General features: G+C 64.0%; 14 protein-coding genes. 12 read left to right on the top strand and 2 right to left on the bottom strand.

Going from position 1 to position 16,107, the window contains the following annotated elements:
* Position 1 precedes the first annotated feature (1 nt).
* Positions 2–1,033 (bottom strand): ABC transporter ATP-binding protein, encoded by a 1,032-nt coding sequence (locus tag SB765_RS13235; RefSeq protein ID WP_174369760.1) that lies wholly within the window; start codon positions 1,031–1,033, stop codon positions 2–4.
* 74 nt (positions 1,034–1,107) lie between these two features.
* Entirely contained in the window at positions 1,108–2,259 is a 1,152-nt protein-coding gene (gene ydcS, locus SB765_RS13230; RefSeq protein ID WP_410931453.1) for a putative ABC transporter substrate-binding protein YdcS, read from the bottom strand.
* A gap of 216 nt (positions 2,260–2,475) precedes the next feature.
* On the opposite strand from ydcS, the gene SB765_RS13225 reads away from it, so the two are divergent.
* The 12 genes from SB765_RS13225 to SB765_RS13170 all read left to right on the top strand — a co-directional run bounded on the left by SB765_RS13225 (position 2,476) and on the right by SB765_RS13170 (position 16,072).
* The gene (locus tag SB765_RS13225) at positions 2,476–3,159 is read left to right on the top strand and encodes a tellurite resistance TerB family protein (protein ID WP_341797733.1); all 684 of its coding nucleotides are present in this window, start codon (positions 2,476–2,478) and stop codon (positions 3,157–3,159) included.
* A 272-nt stretch (positions 3,160–3,431) separates the two neighbouring features.
* Positions 3,432–5,054: a methyl-accepting chemotaxis protein gene (locus tag SB765_RS13220; protein WP_341797734.1), complete on the top strand. Its 1,623-nt coding sequence runs from the start codon at positions 3,432–3,434 to the stop codon at positions 5,052–5,054.
* Between the two features lie 5 nt (positions 5,055–5,059).
* On the top strand, positions 5,060–5,566 hold the full coding sequence (locus tag SB765_RS13215; protein ID WP_341797735.1) for a chemotaxis protein CheW: 507 nt from the start codon (positions 5,060–5,062) through the stop codon (positions 5,564–5,566).
* Positions 5,563–6,834, top strand: a complete 1,272-nt coding sequence (locus SB765_RS13210; protein WP_410931452.1) for a CheR family methyltransferase — start codon at positions 5,563–5,565, stop codon at positions 6,832–6,834. The genes SB765_RS13215 and SB765_RS13210 overlap by 4 nt, the downstream gene beginning before the upstream one ends.
* On the top strand, positions 6,831–7,496 hold the full coding sequence (locus SB765_RS13205) for a chemotaxis protein CheW (protein WP_016501207.1): 666 nt from the start codon (positions 6,831–6,833) through the stop codon (positions 7,494–7,496). Before SB765_RS13210 ends, SB765_RS13205 begins: the two co-directional genes overlap by 4 nt.
* A complete protein-coding gene (locus tag SB765_RS13200; protein ID WP_410931451.1) occupies positions 7,493–9,790 on the top strand; it encodes a hybrid sensor histidine kinase/response regulator in 2,298 nt (765 codons plus the stop codon). The genes SB765_RS13205 and SB765_RS13200 overlap by 4 nt, the downstream gene beginning before the upstream one ends.
* On the top strand, positions 9,787–10,800 hold the full coding sequence (gene wspF / locus SB765_RS13195) for a Wsp signal transduction system protein-glutamate methylesterase WspF (protein WP_410931450.1): 1,014 nt from the start codon (positions 9,787–9,789) through the stop codon (positions 10,798–10,800). Before SB765_RS13200 ends, wspF begins: the two co-directional genes overlap by 4 nt.
* Before the next feature lie 51 nt (positions 10,801–10,851).
* Complete coding sequence (gene wspR, locus SB765_RS13190) at positions 10,852–11,856, top strand: Wsp signal transduction system regulator diguanylate cyclase WspR (protein WP_049274413.1); 1,005 nt, start codon at positions 10,852–10,854, stop codon at positions 11,854–11,856.
* Positions 11,857–11,986: 130 nt separating this feature from the next.
* Positions 11,987–13,082 (top strand): peptide chain release factor 2 gene (prfB, locus tag SB765_RS13185; protein WP_114942480.1). Its coding sequence is split into 2 segments (ribosomal slippage): positions 11,987–12,058 and positions 12,060–13,082, totalling 1,095 coding nucleotides; the frame shifts between segments, so codons are not numbered across the junction.
* A gap of 71 nt (positions 13,083–13,153) precedes the next feature.
* Positions 13,154–14,656: a lysine--tRNA ligase gene (gene lysS, locus SB765_RS13180; protein WP_341797738.1), complete on the top strand. Its 1,503-nt coding sequence runs from the start codon at positions 13,154–13,156 to the stop codon at positions 14,654–14,656.
* Positions 14,657–14,789: 133 nt separating this feature from the next.
* The gene (locus SB765_RS13175; protein ID WP_041167855.1) at positions 14,790–15,494 is read left to right on the top strand and encodes a TetR/AcrR family transcriptional regulator; all 705 of its coding nucleotides are present in this window, start codon (positions 14,790–14,792) and stop codon (positions 15,492–15,494) included.
* Between the two features lie 29 nt (positions 15,495–15,523).
* Entirely contained in the window at positions 15,524–16,072 is a 549-nt protein-coding gene (locus SB765_RS13170; protein ID WP_016485172.1) for a hypothetical protein, read from the top strand.
* The last annotated feature ends 35 nt before the right edge of the window (positions 16,073–16,107 follow it).

The raw sequence follows: 16,107 nt of genomic DNA, 5'->3' as shown, positions 1-16,107 counted from the left end.
GTCAGCGGGCCTCGGTTTCCTGCAGCACCGTCATGGCCTCGCGGGGCCAATGTGCCAGCACCCGTTGCCCGGGCTGCCACACTTGGGGCTGCGCTTGCCAGCGGTCGTTGGCCTGGCTCACCGCCAACAGCTGGCCGCTTTCCAGTTGCAGCTCGAAGCGTGTGGCGCTGCCCTGGTACTGAACATCGCGCAACAAGCCGCTGACCTGCACTTCATGGCTGGTCACCACCGGCTCGCCCAGGCGGATGTGCTCGGGGCGGATGGAGAAGGGCGCCGGGCTGCCGTTGAGCTGCATGGCCAGCTCGCCACGCACCACGTTGGAGGTGCCGACGAATTCGGCGACGAAGGTGGTAGCGGGCTTCATGTACAGGTTGCGCGGGGTGTCGACCTGTTCGATACGGCCGCGGTTGAACACCGCGACCCGGTCGGACATCGACAGGGCCTCGGTCTGGTCGTGGGTGACGAAGATGAAGGTGATGCCCAGTTGGCGCTGCAGTTTTTTCAGCTCGCCCTGCATCTGTTCGCGCAACTTCAGGTCCAGCGCGCCCAGGGGTTCATCCAGCAATAATACCCGTGGCCGGTTGACCAAGGCACGGGCCAGGGCCACGCGCTGGCGCTGGCCGCCGGACAGCTGCGCCGGCTTGCGCGCGCCATAGCCGGCCAGGGCCACCATGGCCAGGGCTTCTTCGGCGCGGCCGTGGCGCTCGGCCTTGGCCACACCTTTCACTTTCAGGCCATAGGCGATGTTGTCCAGCACGTTCATGTGCGGGAACAGCGCGTAGTCCTGGAACACGGTGTTGACGTCGCGCTGGTAGGGCGGCACGCCAGCGGCTTCGATACCGTGGATACGGATCGAACCGCTGGTGGGTTGTTCGAAGCCGGCGATCAGGCGCAGGCAGGTGGTCTTGCCCGAGCCGGAAGGGCCGAGCATTGAAAAGAATTCGCCATCGATGATGTCGATGCTGACCTGATCGACAGCCTTGACCTCGCCGAAGGTGCGGGAAACCTGGGTGAACTGGACGGCTAGGGGCATAGGCTGTACTCAGTTGTCTATGTATTGCCTGCCCTCGCCCTGTCGCCGGCACGCCAGGGCAGGCCAAGTAACTTTTAGCGCCCACCCATGATCGCAATGTAGTCCTGGGTCCAGCGGCTATACGGCACGAACTTGCCCCCCTGGGCCTGCGGGGTTTTCCAGAAGGCGATCTTGTCGAAGTTGTCGAACCCGTTGGTCTTGCAGCCCTCGGCGCCCAGCAGTTCGCTGCCGGTGCACGCTGCCGGCACCGCCGGCAACGAGCCGAACCAGGCCGCTACGTCACCCTGCACCTTAGGTTGCAGCGACCAGTCCATCCACTTGTAGGCGCAGTTGGGGTGCTTGGCCTCGCTGTGCAGCATGGTGGTGTCGGCCCAGCCGGTTGCGCCTTCCTTGGGAATGGTCGAGGCCACCGGCTGGTTCTCGGCCTTCAGGCCATTGACCATGTAGCCCCAGGAACTGGCGGCGACCACGCCTTCGTTCTTCACGTCGCTCATCTGCACCGTGGCGTCATGCCAGTAACGGTGGATCAGCGGTTGCTGCTGGCGCAGCAGTTCCAGCACGGCCTTGTATTGCTCCTCGTTCAGCTCGTAGGGGTCCTGGATGCCCAGTTCGGGCTTGGTCGACTTCAGGTACAGCGCCGCGTCGGCTATGTAGATCGGCCCGTCGTAGGCCTGCACGCGGCCTTTGTTCGGCTTGCCGTCGGGCAGGTTCTGCGGCTCGAACACCACACCCCAGCTGGTAGGGGCCTGCTTGAAGGTGTTGGTGTTGTACAGCAGCACGTTCGGCCCCCACTGATACGGGGTGCCGTACACCTGCTTGTCGATCACGTACCAGCCACCGTTCTGCAGGCGCGGGTCGATGTTCTTCCAGTTGGGGATCAGGGCGGTGTTGATCGGCTGCACGCGCTTGCCCACGATCAGCCGCAGCGAGGCATCGCCCGAGGCGGTGACCAGGTCATAACCGCCCTTGGTCATCAGGCTGACCATCTCGTCCGAGGTGGCGGCGGTCTTCACACTGACCTTGCAGCCGGTTTCCTTCTCGAAGCCGGTCACCCAGTCGTAGGCCTTGTCGCTTTCACCGCGCTCGATGTAGCCGGGCCAGGCAACGATATCCAGGCGCCCCTCGCCGGGCCCCAGGGCTTTGGGCGGTTCGGCAGCCTGCAGGCTGGCGCTGGCCAGCACGGCACCGGTCATGGCGCCGAGCAATGCGGTCTTGTGCACTGACATGGTGTTCCCTCTTTTTGGAGATCTTGTTCGGGGCAGTCATCAAGCAAGCCGTGAAGCAATTGTTATAAGCGTAGTGCGATCGCGCGAGGTATTGGCGATATCGAGTCTAGTTGGCTTTTTGCCAGCCAATGCAACATCCGGAAGCAAATCCGCGATGGCGTGCGTTCTGCCAAGCCTTACTCTGGCGGTTGAATCTTCTTGCGTGGAGACACATGAATGAACACTCGGGGCTTGCTTGATCAACTCCTCAAATCCGGCCAGCAGATGCTCGAAAAACAGGGGGGCGCCAACAAGTCCGGCGGCGCTGGCGGTGGGCTTGGCGGGCTGTTGTCCGGTGCCGGTGGCGGCCTGTTGGGTGGGGGCGCCCTGGGCCTGCTGCTCGGTAGCAAGAAAGCCCGCAAGTACGGCGGCAAGGCCCTGACCTACGGCGGCCTGGCTGCGCTGGGTGTGCTGGCCTACAAAGCCTACGGCAACTGGCAGGCCAATCAGCAGGGGGCCGCAGCCGAACCGCAAACCGTCGACCGCCTGCCGCCTGCCCAGGTCGAGCAGCATAGCCAGGCGGTGCTGCGGGCGCTGGTAGCGGCGGCCAAGTCCGATGGCCATATCGACGAGCGCGAACGGGCGTTGATCGAGGGCGAATTTACCCGCCTGGACAGCGACCGTGAACTGCAGCACTGGCTGCATGCCGAGCTGAACAAACCGCTGGACCCGGCCGAGGTGGCCCGCGCCGCGCAAACACCAGAAATGGCCGCCGAGATGTACCTGGCCAGCGTGATGATGGTCGATCAGGAAAACTTCATGGAGCGCTCCTACCTGGACGAACTGGCCCGCCAGCTGCGTTTGGACCCGGCGCTGCGTCAGGAACTGGAAAGCCAGGTACGGCTTGCTGCTGGCCAGTAATCACTCATTCAGGCGTGCGCGCTCCCTGTAGGAGCAGCCTTGTGCTGCGAAGAGGCCATGAAGGCCCATGCAGAAGCATTGATCATCCAGGCCCTTTCGCAGCGCAAGGCTGCTCCTACAGGGGCCATGGTGCGCTCACGATCTACGAAACAAATGGCATGTCCATCAGCAGGGATGCCTGTTTACCCCTCACTTCATCCGAAAATGTGTAAGGCCTCTGGGCTATACTTCAGCGATTTTTCCCGCTCGTTGAGAATTCCTGAGGGCTGAATGTGAAAAACTGGACCTTGCGCCAACGGATCCTGGCAAGTTTCGCCGTGATCATCGCCATCATGCTGCTGATGATCGTGGCCGCCTACTCGCGGTTGGTGGCCATCGAAACCGCCGAGGAGGCAGTGGGGACCGACAGCATTCCCGGGGTCTACTACAGCTCGATGATCCGCAGCGCCTGGGTCGACAGCTACGTCACCAGCCAGCAACTGGTGGGCCTGTCCAACCACCGGGAAATCACTTCGGCCGACATGGAGCTGTTCAAAAGCTTCGAGGACCGGCTCAAGCAACACATGGCCAGCTACCAGACCACCATCCAGGACAAGGACGACCAGACCCGCTTCGACAGCTTCGTGCAGTTGGAACAGAACTACATGAAGATCGTCGGTCAGGTACTGGACACATACCGTCAGCACAACTACGCCGAAGCCGAACGGCTGATCATCGAGGTGCTGACGCCGGCCTGGGTAGATGGCCGCAAGCACCTGAATGAAGTGATCGAGCACAATCGGGCCTCTGCCGACACCGCCACCAACGAGATCGTCAGCGCCGTCAGCACGGCCAAGGGCAGCATGGTGGTATCGCTGCTGCTGGCAATCGTCGCCGCCGGCATCTGCGGCCTGTTGCTGATGCGCGCCATCACCGCGCCCATGCAGCGCATTGTCCATGCCCTCGACAAGCTGCGTTCGGGTGACCTGAGCATGCGCCTGAGCCTGGACCGCAAGGACGAGTTCGGCGCCATCGAAAGCGGCTTCAACGAAATGGCCGAAGCACTGGCCAACCTGGTGGCCCAGGCCCAGCGCTCGTCGGTGCAGGTGACCACGTCGGTTACCGAAATTGCCGCCACGTCCAAGCAACAGCAGGCCACCGCCACCGAAACGGCCGCCACCACCACCGAAATTGGCGCCACCTCGCGGGAAATCGCCGCCACTTCGCGTGATCTGGTGCGTACCATGACCGAAGTCACCTCCGCCGCTGATCAGGCTTCCAGCCTGGCCGGCTCCGGCCAGCAGGGGCTGGCGCGCATGGAGGAGACCATGCACCAGGTGATGGGCGCCGCCGACCTGGTCAACGCCAAGCTCGGTATCCTCAACGAAAAGGCCAGCAACATCACCCAGATGGTGGTGACCATCGTCAAGGTGGCCGACCAGACCAACCTGCTGTCGCTCAACGCCGCCATCGAAGCGGAAAAGGCCGGCGAGTACGGCCGTGGCTTTGCCGTGGTGGCCACCGAAGTGCGCCGCCTGGCCGACCAGACCGCCGTGGCCACCTACGACATCGAGCAGATGGTGCGTGAAATCCAGTCCGCAGTGTCTGCCGGGGTCATGGGCATGGACAAGTTTTCCGAAGAAGTGCGCCGCGGCATGTTCGAGGTGCAGCAGGTGGGCGAGCAGCTCAGCCAGATCATTCACCAAGTGCAGGCCCTGGCGCCGCGTGTGCTGATGGTCAACGAAGGCATGCAGGCCCAGGCCACCGGTGCGGAACAGATCAACCAGGCGCTGGCGCAGCTCAGCGATGCCAGTACCCAGACCGTCGAGTCGCTGCGACAGGCCAGCTTTGCCATCGATGAACTGAGCCAGGTGGCCGCCGGCCTGCGTGGCGGCGTGTCGCGTTTCAAAGTCTGAACGCGATGAACGACTTGCCACCGCACGCCGCATCCGCGCACAACGCCAAGGGCGCGTTGTACCTGCAGTTTCGCCTCAGGGAACAGCGCTTTGCCCTTAGCGTGCACGAGGTGATCGAGGTGCTGCCGCGCCAGCCGCTCAAGCCGATTGCCCAGGCACCTGCCTGGGTCGCGGGCATCCTCGCCCATCGTGGCCATCTGGTTCCTGTGATCGACCTTGGCGCGCTGAGTTTTGGCCAGCCGGCGGCGCAGCGCACCAGTACGCGCCTGGTGCTGGTGCATTATCGTGGCAGCCTGCAACTCGGCCTGATCCTGGAGCAGGCCACCGAGACCCTGCGTTGCCACCCGGAGGAATTCCAGCCTTATGGCGTGGACAGCGGCGAAGCGCCGTATCTGGGCCCGGTACGCCAGGATGAGCAGGGCCTGCTGCAGCGCATCGAAGTCAACGATCTGCTGCCTGATGCCGTGCACCACCTGCTGTACACGGATGAGCCGACAGGGATGCCGACATGAACGAACAGCGTTTCTTCCGCTTCTTGCGCGAGCGCATCGGCCTGGACGTTGAGTCGGTAGGTGCGCCCATGGTCGAGCGCGCGCTGCGTCAGCGTTGCGTGGCCGTGGGCGCCGTCGACCTGGACCATTACTGGCTGCGCCTGCAGCAGTCGGCGGATGAGCAACAGGCGTTGATCGAGTCGGTGATCGTCCCGGAAACCTGGTTTTTCCGCTACCCGGAGTCTTTTACCGCCCTGGCCGGCCTCGCACACAAGCGCCTGACCGAACTGGCCGGGGCCCGCCCACTGCGCCTGCTCAGCCTGCCATGCTCGACCGGCGAGGAACCCTATTCGCTGGCCATGGCCTTGCTCGACGCGGGCATTGCGCCGGGTGCGTTTCTGATCGATGGCATGGACATCAGCCCCAGTTCGGTGACCAAGGCCGGGCAGGCCGTGTATGGGCGCAATGCGTTTCGCGGCAGCAACCTGGGCTTTCGCGAGCGCTACTTCGATGCCCTCGATGAAGGCCACCGCCTGCACGGTCGGGTGCAGCAGCAAGTCAGCCTGCAGGTGGGCAATGTGCTCGATCCCGCGCTGGCCAGCCGCGACGGCCTGTACGACTTCGTGTTCTGTCGCAACCTGTTGATCTATTTTGACGTGCCTACCCAGCAGCGTGTATTCGAGGTGCTCAAGCGCCTGCTGCATCCGCAGGGTGTGCTGTTCATCGGCCCGGCCGAAGGCAGCTTGCTGGCGCGGCTGGGCATGCGCCCGCTAGGGATCGCCCAGTCGTTTGCCTATGTACGCCAGGAAGGTGGCAATGTCCCGTTGGCAGTGGCACCTGAACCCGCACGGCGCACCGTACCGCCGCTGGCCACGGCGGGTTATCCGCCACCCGGCGCGCCGCTGCCGCGCCCGCTGCGTGTATTGCCGATGGCGCCCAAGCCAGCGCCGGCCCGCGAGCGTGCGCGTGAGGACGCGAGCGAGCTGCTGGCCAGTATCGCCCGGCTTGCCAACGCCGGCGCCAGCGAGCGGGCGCGTGCCGAATGCCAGCGCTACCTGGGCCAGTTCGCGCCGTCGGCGCAGGTGTACTACTGGCTAGGGCTGCTCAGTGATACCGAAGGCGATGCGCAGCAGGCGCTGACCCATTATCGCAAAGCCCTGTACCTGGAGCCGCAGCACCCCGAGGCGCTAGTACACCTGGCGGCCTTGTTGGCGTCCCAGGGTGACCTGGCCGGTGCCCGGCGCCTGCAGGACCGCGCTGCACGGGTTGGCAGGGAGCCTGAACGATGAAGGGTGAAATGGCGATGCAACTGCTGGCCGAAGATGACGCGCACATCGACGACTGCTGGAACCGCATTGGCGTCCACGGCGACAAGCAGTGCCCGCTGCTGGAGCGGCATGTCCACTGCCGAAACTGCGATGTGTATGCGGCTTCGGCCACCCGGCTGCTTGACCGCTACGCGCTGATGCAGGACCACCAGGCTGCGCCGGCGCAGCCAGTAGAGGAAAACACCGGCCGCTCCATGCTGCTGTTCCGCCTGGGCGAAGAGTGGCTGGCGCTGGCCACCGCCAGCCTGGCCGAGATCGCCCCGATGCAGGCCGTGCATTCGCTGCCGCATCAGCGCTCGCGGCTGCTGCAGGGGGTTGCCAATGTGCGCGGTGCGTTGGTGCCGTGCCTGTCACTGGCTGACTTGCTGGGTGTGCAGGCCGACACCGCCGAGCAACGCAGCGGTCGGGCCATGCCACGCATGCTGATTCTGGCGGCCGAGGGAGGGCCGGTAGTGATGGCCGTTGAGGAAATCGACGGTATTCACCGGCTAGACCCACTGCTGCTGGGCAGCGGCCAGGACGCCACGCGCTTTACCGCCGCAGTCCTGCAGTGGCGCGGCCGCAGCGTGCGGGTGCTTGACGATCAACACTTACTGTCTGCCGTGCAGCGGAGCCTGTCATGACCCCAGAGCAAATGCGCGACGCATCGTTGCTCGAACTGTTCAGCCTGGAGGCAGAGGCGCAGACCCAGGTCCTCAGCGCCGGCCTGATGGCGCTGGAGCGCAACCCTACCCAGGCTGACCAGCTTGAGGCTTGCATGCGCGCCGCCCACTCGCTGAAGGGCGCGGCGCGCATCGTTGGGGTGGATGCCGGCGTCAGCGTCGCCCACGTCATGGAAGACTGCCTGGTGGCGGCACAGGAGGGCCGCTTGCGCCTGAGTGCCGAGCACATCGACGCGCTGTTGCAAGGCACCGACCTGCTGATGCGTATCGCTACACCCGGCGACGTCGGGGCGCAGGCGACCCTGCCCGTGTTCCTGGCGCAAATGGCCAGCCTGCTCGACCCAAGGGCTGCGGCCATGCCTGCCCCGCCGCCGTCAGTGCCCGTGCTGCCAGACTTGCCGCTGGCAACCTTGCCAGCCGAGCCTATGGCGTTGCCACTTGATGCTTTGGAGTCCGACCCCGAACCTGCCCCGCGCCGCAAGGCCGGCAAACGCGGCGGCGAAGGTGCCGAGCGGGTGCTGCGGGTCACCGCCGACCGCCTCAACAGCCTGCTCGACCTGTCCAGCAAGTCGCTGGTGGAAACCCAGCGGCTCAAACCTTACCTGGCCACCTTGCAGCGGCTCAAGCGCATGCATGGCCAGGGTATGCAGGCGCTTGATGGCCTGCGCATGCAGTTGGAGGACAGTGGCCAGGGCAGCGAGGTGCTCGAAGCCCTGGCACAAACCCAGCGTCTGCTGGCCGAAACCCAGCAGATCCTGCAGCAGCAGGCCGCCGATCTGGACGAATTCGGCTGGCAGGCCAGCCAGCGTGCACAGTTGTTGTACGACACCGCCCTGGCCTGCCGGATGCGGCCGTTCGCCGATGTGCTGACCGGCCAGAGCCGTATGGTCCGAGACCTTGGCCGCTCGCTGGGCAAACCGGTACAGCTGGCGGTAGAGGGGGAAAAGACCCAGGTCGACCGCGATGTGCTGGAAAAGCTTGAAGCACCGCTGACCCACCTGCTGCGCAACGCGGTTGACCACGGCATCGAGCTGCCGGAGCGTCGCCTGCTGGCGGGCAAGCCAGAGGAAGGCGTGATTCGCCTGCGCGCCTCGCACCAGGCCGGCATGCTCAGCCTGGAACTGATCGACGATGGTGCCGGCATCGACCTAGAGCGCTTGCGCAGCAGCATCGTCGAGCGCGCCCTGTCGCCTGCCGACACGGTGGCGCGGATGAGTGATGCAGAACTGCTGACGTTCTTGTTCCTGCCCGGCTTCAGCCTGCGCGACAAGGTCACCGAGGTGTCTGGGCGCGGCGTGGGGCTGGATGCGGTGCAACACATGATCCGCGAGCTACGCGGCTCCATCGAGCTGACCCAGGTGGCGGGGCAGGGCTGTCGCTTCCATCTGCAGGTGCCATTGACCCTGTCGGTGGTGCGCAGCCTGGTGATCGAGGTGGGTGGCGAGGCCTATGCCTTCCCGCTTGCCCACATCGAACGCACGCTGGAAGTGACCACCGAGCAGATCGTGCAGATCGAAGGGCGCCAGCATTTCTGGCACGAAGGCCGGCTTATCGGCCTGGTGGCGGCCAGCCAGTTGTTGAACCGGCCTGCCGGCCAGGCGCAAGACGGCAGCCTGCGGGTGGTGGTGATCCGTGAGCGCGAGCAGCTGTACGGCGTGGCCGTGGAGCGGCTGATAGGTGAGCGGGTACTGGTTGTGATGCCGCTCGACTCACGGCTAGGCAAGGTGCAGGACATTTCTTCCGGCGCCTTGCTCGATGACGGCTCGGTGGTGTTGATCGTCGATGTCGAAGACCTGCTGCGTTCGGTGGAGAAACTGCTCAGTACCGGCAGCCTGGAACGCGTCGAACGCGGAAGCAGCGGCGCTCGTGGTGTGGTGCGCAAGCGCATCCTGGTGGTCGACGATTCGCTGACCGTGCGCGAGCTGCAACGCAAGCTGCTGGGCAACCGTGGCTACGATGTGGCGGTTGCGGTAGATGGCATGGACGGCTGGAACGCCCTGCGCAGTGAGGACTTCGATCTGCTGATCACTGACATCGACATGCCACGCATGGACGGCATCGAACTGGTCACCCTGGTGCGTCGCGATCAGCGCCTGCAATCGCTGCCGGTGATGGTGGTGTCCTACAAGGACCGTGAGGAAGACCGACGGCGTGGCCTGGATGCTGGCGCCGACTACTATTTGGCGAAAGCCAGTTTCCACGACGATGCGTTGCTGGAGGCTGTAGTCGAGCTGATCGGAGGTGCTCAAGGATGAAGATCGCCATCGTCAATGACATGCCCATGGCTGTCGAGGCCCTGCGCCGGGCGGTTGCCTTCGAGCCCGCACACCAGGTGGTGTGGGTGGCCAGCAATGGCGCCGAGGCGGTGCAGCGTTGCGCCGAGCAACTGCCGGACCTGATCCTGATGGACCTGATCATGCCGGTGATGGACGGCGTGGAGGCCACCCGGCGGATCATGGCCGAAACCCCGTGCGCCATCGTCATCGTCACGGTGGACCGCCAACAGAACGTGCACCGCGTGTTCGAGGCCATGGGCCATGGCGCCCTCGACGTGGTCGACACCCCGGCACTGGGCGCTGGGGATGCCCGCGAAGCGGCGGCGCCACTGCTGCGTAAAATCCTCAATATCGGCTGGCTGGTCGGCCAGCAGCGCACGCCAGCGGCAAGGCCGGTGGCCACACCGCTGCGTGAGGCCTCGCAGCGTCGCGGGCTGGTGGCGATCGGTTCGTCGGCGGGTGGCCCGGCAGCCCTCGAAGTGCTGCTCAAGGGCTTGCCTGCAGCGTTTCCGGCGGCCATCGTACTGGTTCAGCATGTGGACCAGGTGTTTGCTGCCGGCATGGCAGAGTGGCTCAGTAGCGCAGCCGGCCTGCCGGTGCGCCTGGCCCGTGAAGGCGAGCCGCCGCAGCCGGGCCAGGTATTGCTGGCCGGCACCAACCACCACATTCGCCTGCTACAAAATGGCCAACTGGCCTACACTGCCGAACCTGTCAATGAAATCTACCGGCCCTCGATCGATGTGTTCTTTGAGAGCGTGGCACGTTACTGGAATGGCGATGCGGTGGGCGTGCTGCTCACCGGCATGGGGCGCGACGGCGCCCAGGGCCTGAAGCTGATGCGTCAGCAGGGCTTTCTGACCATTGCCCAGGACCAGGCCAGCAGCGCAGTGTACGGCATGCCCAAGGCCGCCGCGGCAATCGATGCCGCAGTGGAAATTCGCCCGCTGGAACGCATCGCCGGGCGCTTGACGGACTTTTTCGCAAAATGACGAAATGTATTGAATCACGCCGCCAGAACGGCAGTGATCGGGTGAACAGGTATGAATGACTTACCGATCGAAGGTTTTGCCACCACCAACGAAAACTCGGCGATGGTGCTGCTGGTCGACGACCAGGCCATGATCGGCGAGGCGGTGCGGCGTGGTCTGGCCAATGAAGACAACATCGACTTCCACTTCTGTGCCGACCCGCACCAGGCGGTGGTCCAGGCCATGCGCATCAAGCCCACGGTTATCCTCCAGGACCTGATCATGCCTGGCCTGGACGGCTTGACCCTGGTACGCGAATACCGCAACAACCCGGCCACCCAGGACATCCCGATCATCGTACTGTCGACCAAGGAAGACCCGCTGGTCAAAAGCGCGGCGTTTGCCGCCGGGGCCAACGATTACCTGGTCAAGCTGCCGGACACCATCGAACTGGTAGCGCGCATTCGCTACCATTCGCGCTCCTACCTTACCCTGCTGCAACGCGACGAGGCTTACCGCGCCCTGCGCGTCAGCCAGCAGCAGTTGCTCGACTCCAACCTGATGCTGCAGCGGCTGATGAACTCCGATGGCCTGACCGGGCTGTCCAATCGCCGTCACTTCGACGAATACCTGGAGCTGGAGTGGCGCCGCGCCATGCGTGAACAGCAGCAGTTGTCGTTGCTGATGATCGATGTGGACTATTTCAAGGCCTACAACGACAGCTTCGGTCACCTGGCCGGCGACGAGGCCTTGCGCCAGGTGGCCGAGGCGATCCGTGGCTCATGCTCGCGGCCGACCGACCTGCCGGCCCGCTATGGTGGTGAGGAGTTTGCCCTGGTGCTGCCCAACACCTCGCCAGGCGGGGCACGCCTGGTGGCTGAAAAGCTGCGTCAGACCGTTTTCGGCCTTGGCATCCCGCACAGCGCCCCGGTGGCCGACTCGCACCTGACCGTGAGCATCGGCCTGGCCACCCAGACCCCGGCCGTCGGCAGCCACTGCCGGCAGCTGATTTCGGCGGCGGACAAAGGCTTGTACCAGGCCAAGAACAGCGGGCGTAACCAGGTGGGTATCGCCTGACACAGTGCCGCTCCTGCAGTGCCCGCTGACAGGCTATACGAATGTGACCGCCCGGCGGGTCTGCCGCCGTGCTGCGGACTCGGTTATACTCGCGGGCTTTTCACCGAATTCGTACGAGAGCCGCGCGCCCATGGAAATCCAACCGATTCTGAACACCATCAAGGACCTCACCGAGCGTTCCCAGTCCATTCGGGGGTATCTTTGACTACGATCACAAGCATGACCGCCTGATCGAAGTCAATCGCGAGCTGGAAGACCCAAACGTCTGGAACAAGCCCGAATACGCCCAGGAACTGGGCCGCGAGCTCGCTGCCCTGAAGCAGATCGTCGAAACCCTGGATGAACTGTCCGGTGGCCTGAACGACTGCCGCGACTTGCTGGACATGGCCGTCGAAGAAAAAGACGAAGCCGCTGTCGAGGACGTGACCGCCGAGCTGCAGCGCCTGGAAGAAGCCCTGGCGAAGCTTGAGTTCCGCCGCATGTTCAGCGGCGAGATGGACATGAACAACGCCTACCTGGACATCCAGGCCGGTTCCGGCGGCACCGAAGCCCAGGACTGGGCCAACATTCTGTTGCGCATGTACCTGCGCTGGGCCGACAAGCGCGGTTTCGACGCCACCATCATCGAGCTTTCCGAAGGTGAAGTCGCCGGCATCAAAGGCGCTACCGTGCACATCAAGGGCGAGTACGCCTTTGGCTGGCTGCGCACCGAGATCGGCGTGCACCGCCTGGTGCGCAAGAGCCCGTTCGACTCCGGCGCCCGTCGTCACACCTCGTTCTCGGCGGTGTTCGTGTCGCCCGAGATCGACGACAAGGTCGAGATCGACATCAACCCGTCCGACCTGCGTATCGACACCTACCGCTCCTCGGGCGCCGGTGGTCAGCACGTGAACACCACCGACTCCGCGGTACGTATCACCCACGTGCCGACCAACACCGTGGTGGCTTGCCAGAACGAACGCTCCCAGCACGCCAACAAGGACACCGCCATGAAAATGCTGCGGGCCAAGTTGTACGAGCTGGAAATGCAGAAGCGCAACGCCGCTTCGCAAGCGCTGGAAGACAGCAAGTCGGACATCGGCTGGGGTCACCAGATCCGCTCGTACGTGCTCGACGCGTCGCGTATCAAGGACCTGCGTACCAACGTTGAACGCAGCGACTGCAACAAGGTGCTCGACGGTGATATCGACGAATACCTGGAAGCCAGCCTGAAACAGGGCCTGTAAGCTTCACTCCTGCTGAAAGACCCTCGCCTGCGGGCGAGGGCAATGAATTCCCTGATGGAAGATGTGACGACATGAGCGACCTCAAGACCGACTCGCAAGACCTGCAACAGGAAGAAAATGCCCTGATCGCCCTGCGCAAGGAAAAACTTGCCGCCGAGCGCGCCAAAGGCAACGCCTTCCCCAACGACTTCCGTCGCGACAGCTACTGCAACGACCTGCAGAAACAGTACGCGGACAAGACCAAGGAAGAGCTGGAAGCAGCCGCGATTCCGGTCAAGGTTGCCGGCCGTATCATGCTCAACCGTGGCTCGTTCATGGTTATCCAGGACATGACCGGTCGCATCCAGGTCTACGTCAACCGCAAGACCCTGTCGGAAGAAACCCTGGCCGCAGTCAAGACCTGGGACCTGGGCGACATCATCAGCGCCGAAGGCACCCTGGCACGTTCCGGCAAGGGTGACCTGTACGTCGAAATGACCAACGTGCGCCTGCTGACCAAGTCGCTGCGCCCGCTGCCCGACAAGCACCACGGCCTGACCGACACCGAACAGCGCTACCGCCAGCGTTACGTCGACCTGATGGTCAACGAAGAAACCCGCCACACCTTCCGTGTGCGTTCGCAGGTTATCTCGCACATTCGCAAGTTCCTCATCGAGCGTGACTTCCTCGAAGTCGAGACGCCGATGCTGCAGACCATCCCGGGCGGCGCCGCTGCCAAGCCGTTCGAAACCCACCACAATGCCCTGGACATGGCCATGTTCCTGCGTATCGCGCCGGAGCTGTACCTCAAGCGCCTGGTGGTGGGTGGCTTTGAGAAAGTGTTCGAGATCAACCGCAACTTCCGTAACGAAGGTGTTTCGACGCGTCATAACCCCGAATTCACCATGCTCGAGTTTTACCAGGCCTACGCCGACTACAACGACAACATGGACCTCACCGAGGAACTGTTCCGCGAGCTGGCGCAGTTGGTACTGGGCAGCACCGACGTGCCTTACGGCGACAAGGTGTTCCACTTCGGCGAGCCGTTCGTGCGCCTGTCGGTGTTCGACTCGATCCTCAAGTACAACCCGGAACTGACCGCTGCCGACCTGCAGGACGTTGACCGCGCCCGCGACATCGCCAAGAAGGCCGGTGCCAAGGTGCTGGGCCACGAAGGTCTGGGCAAGCTGCAGGTGATGATTTTCGAAGAGCTGGTCGAGCACAAGCTGGAGCAGCCTCACTTCATCACCGAATACCCGTTCGAAGTGTCGCCGCTGGCTCGTCGCAACGACGACAACCCGGCCGTTACCGACCGCTTCGAGCTGTTCATCGGTGGCCGCGAAATCGCCAACGCCTACTCCGAGCTCAACGATGCCGAAGACCAGGCCGAGCGCTTCCTGGCCCAGGTGGCCGAGAAGGACGCTGGTGACGACGAAGCCATGCACTACGACGCCGACTTCGTGCGTGCGCTGGAGTACGGCATGCCGCCGACCGCCGGTGAAGGCATCGGCATCGACCGCCTGGTCATGTTGCTGACCAACTCGCCGTCGATCCGCGACGTGATCCTGTTCCCGCACATGCGTCCACAGGCCTGAGTGAATTGAACAAGCCGCCTTTCGAGGCGGCTTTTTCTTGCCTGAAGCTTTATGTTGTCTGTACTGGCTCCATCGCCGGCCAGTGCAGGCCGCAGATGACTTGAACCGTGAGGTATCCCCCGTGACACCCGCCATGCCTGATCAAGGCGCCGCCGGCATCGCTACCGCCGTCGCCGAAAACGTGCAATACCAAGGCCGCAAGACTGCCCGCCAAGGCAGCGAACAGCGCCGCCAGCTGATCCTCGACGCCGCCATGCGTATCGTCGTGCGCGATGGCGTGCGCGGTGTGCGCCACCGTGCGGTGGCCGCCGAGGCCGCTGTGCCGCTGTCGGCCACCACCTACTACTTCAAGGACATCGAGGACCTGCTCACCGATACCTTCGCCCAGTATGTCGAGCGTAGTGCTGCCTACATGGCCAAGTTGTGGGCCAACACGGAAGTGGTACTGCGCCAGTTGCTGGCCCAGGGTGACGGCAGCCCGGCGGCACGGGCGCGGCTGGCTGACGAAGTGGCGCGCATGACTGCCGACTATGTTCAGCGGCAACTGCTGAACCGCCGCGACTTCCTGATGGCCGAACAGGCCTTCCGCCAAGAGGCGCTGCTGTGCCCACGCCTGGCTGAGCTGGTGCGTGCCCACGAGCAGATCCTGCTGCACGGCACCCGTCAATTGCTGCAGGTGGTGGGGTCGCGACAACCAGAACAGGACGCCCAGATGTTGACGGCGATTATCGAGCAGATGGAATATCAGGGCCTGCTCAAGGATGCGAACGCGCAAGCCGATGGGCAGATGCTCGCTATGCTTACCCGATACCTGCAGCTGGTGCTGGCATCGGCCTGAGCCGAGACCGATTTTTCAAGGAGAACCTGATGAAAGCCTGGCGTGTGGTGTTGTTGACTCTGTCATTCCTGCTGCTGGGCGGTTGTCTGGTGACCTTCCATGAGCCCTTGCCCAGCAACCAGGCGGCGCCCAAGGCGCTGCTCGGCAAGTGGAGCAGCAAGGACGCCTGGGGCGAGCCGTTGAAGCTGACCATCAGCCGCAGCGGTGGCGGTGCCTACAAGGCGGTGGCCACGGCCAAGGGCAAGGCCCCTGAGGAGTACGTGTTCACCGTGTCGCGCCACGGCAACCGCTGGTACCTGTCGGCCGGAGTGCCCAAACGACTGGGGGGCAACTTCCTGATCGGCGGTTTCGACATCGTCGAGGGCAAGGAGCTGGTGGTCTACAACCTGGATGTCGAGCAGGTGCAGCAGGCGGTGGACAAGAAGGAACTGACCGGGCGCAGCACCGAGGTGCCTGAAGACAACGGCGACGGCGTGCTGATCGATAGCCCCTCGGCGCGGGTGCTGGCGTACCTGGACGACCCGGCCAACTCCGACCTGTTCGTCGAAGTGGCGCGGTTCCAGCGTACTGGCAAGTAGTTACCTGTGCCGGCCTTTTCATGGTTTGAAATTGC

Origin of the sequence: Pseudomonas sp. SIMBA_067, assembly GCF_046534675.1 — a bacterium.
GTDB lineage: Bacteria > Pseudomonadota > Gammaproteobacteria > Pseudomonadales > Pseudomonadaceae > Aquipseudomonas > Aquipseudomonas putida.
The sequence above is the reverse complement of the archived record's forward strand: the minus strand, read 5'-3'. Positions and strand labels throughout refer to the sequence as shown.

What these genes read in the sequence shown, in the direction of transcription:
- ydcS (WP_410931453.1), bottom strand. Translation starts at nt 2,259, where the DNA reads ATGTCAGTGCACAAGACCGCATTGCTCGGCGCCATGACCGGTGCCGTG.
- SB765_RS13200 (WP_410931451.1), top strand. Translation starts at nt 7,493, where the DNA reads ATGACCCCAGAGCAAATGCGCGACGCATCGTTGCTCGAACTGTTCAGC.
- SB765_RS13235 (WP_174369760.1), bottom strand. Translation starts at nt 1,033, where the DNA reads ATGCCCCTAGCCGTCCAGTTCACCCAGGTTTCCCGCACCTTCGGCGAG.
- SB765_RS13210 (WP_410931452.1), top strand. Translation starts at nt 5,563, where the DNA reads ATGAACGAACAGCGTTTCTTCCGCTTCTTGCGCGAGCGCATCGGCCTG.
- wspF (WP_410931450.1), top strand. Translation starts at nt 9,787, where the DNA reads ATGAAGATCGCCATCGTCAATGACATGCCCATGGCTGTCGAGGCCCTG.
- SB765_RS13205 (WP_016501207.1), top strand. Translation starts at nt 6,831, where the DNA reads ATGAAGGGTGAAATGGCGATGCAACTGCTGGCCGAAGATGACGCGCAC.
- SB765_RS13175 (WP_041167855.1), top strand. Translation starts at nt 14,790, where the DNA reads ATGCCTGATCAAGGCGCCGCCGGCATCGCTACCGCCGTCGCCGAAAAC.
- SB765_RS13225 (WP_341797733.1), top strand. Translation starts at nt 2,476, where the DNA reads ATGAACACTCGGGGCTTGCTTGATCAACTCCTCAAATCCGGCCAGCAG.
- wspR (WP_049274413.1), top strand. Translation starts at nt 10,852, where the DNA reads ATGAATGACTTACCGATCGAAGGTTTTGCCACCACCAACGAAAACTCG.
- SB765_RS13170 (WP_016485172.1), top strand. Translation starts at nt 15,524, where the DNA reads ATGAAAGCCTGGCGTGTGGTGTTGTTGACTCTGTCATTCCTGCTGCTG.
- SB765_RS13215 (WP_341797735.1), top strand. Translation starts at nt 5,060, where the DNA reads ATGAACGACTTGCCACCGCACGCCGCATCCGCGCACAACGCCAAGGGC.
- lysS (WP_341797738.1), top strand. Translation starts at nt 13,154, where the DNA reads ATGAGCGACCTCAAGACCGACTCGCAAGACCTGCAACAGGAAGAAAAT.